This is a genomic window from Protofrankia sp. CiP3 (assembly GCF_917627345.1).
In the GTDB taxonomy this organism is placed as follows: Bacteria; Actinomycetota; Actinomycetes; order Frankiales; family Frankiaceae; genus Protofrankia.
On sequence record NZ_CAKJTM010000080.1, the window covers coordinates 1 to 3,819 of the forward strand.

6 protein-coding genes are annotated in these 3,819 nt (G+C 68.7%); all 6 read left to right on the forward strand.

Annotation, left to right across the window (positions count from 1 at the left end; genetic code table 11):
* Positions 1-1,092 (forward strand): alkaline phosphatase PhoX (locus MJ797_RS20505; protein ID WP_239338916.1); only part of this gene is annotated, 1,092 nt, incomplete at its 5' end.
* 93 nt (positions 1,093-1,185) lie between these two features.
* Positions 1,186-1,350: a hypothetical protein gene (locus MJ797_RS20510; RefSeq protein ID WP_239338935.1), complete on the forward strand. Its 165-nt coding sequence runs from the start codon at positions 1,186-1,188 to the stop codon at positions 1,348-1,350.
* A gap of 111 nt (positions 1,351-1,461) precedes the next feature.
* Positions 1,462-1,644: a hypothetical protein gene (locus MJ797_RS20515; protein ID WP_239338938.1), complete on the forward strand. Its 183-nt coding sequence runs from the start codon at positions 1,462-1,464 to the stop codon at positions 1,642-1,644.
* Between the two features lie 10 nt (positions 1,645-1,654).
* Positions 1,655-2,182 carry an NUDIX hydrolase gene (locus tag MJ797_RS20520; protein WP_239338941.1) on the forward strand — a complete coding sequence of 176 codons (528 nt, stop codon included), beginning with the start codon at positions 1,655-1,657 and terminating at the stop codon, positions 2,180-2,182.
* A gap of 115 nt (positions 2,183-2,297) precedes the next feature.
* Positions 2,298-2,576 carry a PadR family transcriptional regulator gene (locus MJ797_RS20525; protein WP_239338944.1) on the forward strand — a complete coding sequence of 93 codons (279 nt, stop codon included), beginning with the start codon at positions 2,298-2,300 and terminating at the stop codon, positions 2,574-2,576.
* Complete coding sequence (locus MJ797_RS20530) at positions 2,573-3,736, forward strand: hypothetical protein (RefSeq protein ID WP_239338947.1); 1,164 nt, start codon at positions 2,573-2,575, stop codon at positions 3,734-3,736. Before MJ797_RS20525 ends, MJ797_RS20530 begins: the two co-directional genes overlap by 4 nt.
* The last annotated feature ends 83 nt before the right edge of the window (positions 3,737-3,819 follow it).

The window sequence follows — 3,819 nt, forward strand, 5'->3', positions numbered from 1 at the left end:
TGGGAACCCTCCACATTCGCCTTCCCTGGCAAGAAGAACAACCACAGCATTCTGGTTCGCAACCACGAGCTTTCCCCGGGCGCCGTGAACCCGGTACCGCATCTGTCAGGACTGGAATACGACCCGGGTGCGGCCGGCGGAACCACCACGGTCGTTCTCGACGGCGATAAGCTGATCTCACAGGTGGCGAGCCTCGCGGGTACGGTCCGCAACTGCGCCGGCGGCAACACCCCGTGGGGGACCTGGCTGTCGTGTGAGGAGACCGAGCTGACCCCGGCATCCAACGCACTCCTGACCAAGAAACACGGCTACGTCTTCGAGGTCGACCCCTACGGGCGCCTGCACGACACCGAGGCCGTCCCGCTGAAGGCGCTCGGGCGTTACCCGCACGAAGCGATCGCCGTCGATCCCAAGACCGGCATTCTTTACCTCACCGAAGACGCGGGCTCGCCGTACGGGCTGCTTTACCGCTTCCTGCCGGCCAAGCCGCTGGGAGGCCCGGGAAGCCTTCGGGCCGGTGGGAAGCTGCAGGCACTCAAGGCCGCCGGCGCGTCCGATCTTTCCGTGTTCACCGAGCTCGGCACCACGCTCGCGGTGACCTGGGTGGACGTACCGGACCCGGACGCGACAACCACGTCGGTCCGCAAGCAGTTCGCCGACGGGGCGGTCACCCACGTACCCAAGGCCGAGGGAATCTTCTGGGACCGGACCCGGGCCTACATCGTCTCCAGCTACGCCAAGGCCGGGTCCGCGGCTGCCGGTGTGCACGAGGGCCAGGTCTGGGAGTTCAACCCACGCAAGTCCACGATCGAGCTGGTGGTCCGGATTGCTCCGGGCGGCCGCTTCGACGGTCCCGACAACATCACCGTTTCGCCCTACGGCGGTACGATCATCCTGTGCGAAGACGGTGACGGGGAGAACTACCTGATCGTCGTGGGCGATGACGGCACCCCGTACCCATTGGCGCGGAACGCCGTCAGCGACAGCGAATGGGCCGGCGCGACCTTCTCCCCGGATAGCAAGTGGCTGTATGCCAACATCCAGGGTGACGGCTTGACTGTCGCGATCACCGGCCCATGGCGGCGCAAGTAGTTAAGAGCGCCCGGCAATAGGAGCGTAGATCAAGGAACGGGGCTGGGGTACGTAGATCGCGAGGTACGAGGAGGAAGTCACCGGAGGTGTTGGGTGGCGACCGACGACAACAGAGCAAGGTGCGTGCCCAAGCCCCGCGACGCCGCGTCACGGCTGGCCCGACCAGCGCTGGGCCTTGGCATGCCTGGCGACACCATCGCGGGGTGTTCGCAGTCCTTCAGCTACACCTTCACCTACGCGACGGCGTTCCAGGGCTGAACGTGCGGCTGGGGGACGACCTGCTCGTGGAGCACCAGGCTGTGTCGGGGCGCGCCATACGGGCTGTCCACCTACGGGACGCACGCACCGGACGGGGAGGACTGGGATACGGTGCGCATAGACGCGGGCTGGCGCTACCAGCTGCAGCTACTGGCACCGGGCAAGACCTGGGACGTGGTCTATGACCGTCGCGATACCTCGGCAGCGTATGTCACGGTCGAGGCCCGGGGCGCCAATTACGTACCAGTCGTCCACGTCCTGCCCATAGATCGGAGCCTGCGGAACATCGGATAGGAAACCGCTTGTGACCGCCGAGAGAACGGACCGCCGACCAACGCCCGGCACACGCGCGGGACCGATCACGCTGACGTGTCTGGGAGCGTCCACCGAGCCGCCCTTCGACGCGGTGACCAGCGCCGCGGTGGTCGCGGTGACCAGCGAGGGCTTGCTCGTGGCCGCTGACCTGCCCCGGGGGCTGGACATCCCCGGCGGTCATGTGCAACAGCACGAGAAAACGATCGAACAGACCGTGCGCCGCGAGGCATGGGAAGAGGTACGGGTCAGGCTCGGCAAGCTCACCCTGGTCGAGGTCATTGCGTCCGACTACTTCGGTGCCGACGACGTGACCTACATGGTGATCTACACCGCGCCGGTCACACGGCTCGCCCCCTGGGAAGCGGGCCACGAGTCAGCCGGCCGCGTGATCCTGCCGCCCGAGGAGTTCCTCCAGCGGTATCACGGTGGGGATCCAGCACTCATGCGGCATCTGGTGAGCTCCGCTCTCACCGTCCCCGGTACACCGTCCGGGCACCCGTCGATCCCGGCTCCATGAGGGGAGGGCACGGTGGGCTCCGCGCGTCCCATGCTGAGTACTGGCCGTTCAAACTCTATCTAGGTAGAGTTATGGAATGACCCGACCCCGACGCCTCTCTCCGCAAACCGTGGCCGTGCTGCAAGCACTGATCGCACAACCCGCGGTGTGGCGGTACGGCTATGAGCTCGGGCAGCAGGTCGGTCTCAAAGCCGGCTCGCTGTACCCGATCCTGATCCGCCTCACCGACCGGGAGCTGCTGGAAGCCTGCTGGGAGCAGCGGACGGACGATTCCGGCGGGCGTCCGCCCCGCCACCTCTACCGCCTCACCGGCGCCGGTCAGGAGCTGGCGAGCAGCCTCGCCCCGGCGCCGGCCACGCGACACGCCCACGGCGACCTGCGGACCGCGTGGTGACCGGCGGCCGACAGCCGGCGGGCTGGTACCTCGATCTCGTGGTCCGGTTACTGCCGTCCGCACGCCGCGACTGGGGATGCGCGATGCGGGCCGAACTGTCCGCCATCGACAGCCCCTCCGAACGCTGGCATTTCGCCCTGGGCTGTACCCGGGCCGCCCTGCTACAGATTGTGAGGACCCGCGCGGTCTGGCATCCGGTGGCCACCACTGCCGCGGTGTGCCTCGTGGTGATCAGCGAGATCGCGTCCGCGCACGTGATCGGTCAGATCATCCCCGGGGTACTCGTCCTGGCGCTGCTGGCCTGGCTCGGCGGCCGCCCGGGATTCTTCGGCCCGGTACGAGCGGAACGGGCGGCACGGGTGGTGCGCGCAGGCGGGTACGCCCTGGTGGGGTCGTGCCTGTTGGTCCTTGCGGTACAAGGTGGCGCATCTGGGCTCCTGCGGCCCGGCCCCAAGGCGCTACCGATAGTCATGCTCGCGCTGACGCTCTACGCGGGGACCTTCCTTGCGGTGACCGCCCGCGCTGCCTGCTTCGGTAGCGCGGGCCTGGCTGCCGGGGCCGGCGCGGGGCTCGTCGCGGGGCTGGCGGCGTTCGCGGTGATGCCCTTCGAGCGGGATGGCCCGCCACTGGCCGCAGCTCTTCCCTGGCACGGCAGTTGGCTGGTGCCGCTCGTCTTCGGTGCGCCCGCCGCCGCCGCGCTGCGGGCCACCGGACGCACCCGCCGCGCGGAGCAGGGCGTCATGGCGGCGCTCTGCGCGGGAATCTTCGCCGCCCTGCTTGTCGCGCTGCTCGGACTAAGCGCGATCACGTTCTTCCCCGACCGGATACCCGGCATCGTCGGCGGCGTGATCTACCCTGGCGCCAGCGCCGCCGAACGGCACGCCGACAACGTCACCGAAGCCCTCGACCCCTACCTCGGGCTGCTGGTTTTCGGTGCGCTGCTCGCCGCGGTCCTGTGGGTGATGGCCCGCCCGCCCAGCCGAGCCGGGACGAGGGGCGTGGCGCTGGCCCTGCTCGGTCTCCCGCCAGTCGCCCTCGGGCTGTCCGCCCGAGACTTCCCCGGGGCGATGGCCATCGCCACCGCCACCGCAGCCGTGGTTTGCAGCGGTCTGTTCATGACGGGACGTCATCCGCTCTCGCCCACGCGCGCCGAAACATAACGTTTCGAGCGGTTCCCCGCACTATCCGTGTCCAGCTTAGAGCGCCCGGCAATAGGGGCGTGGATCAAGGAGCGGGACTGGGG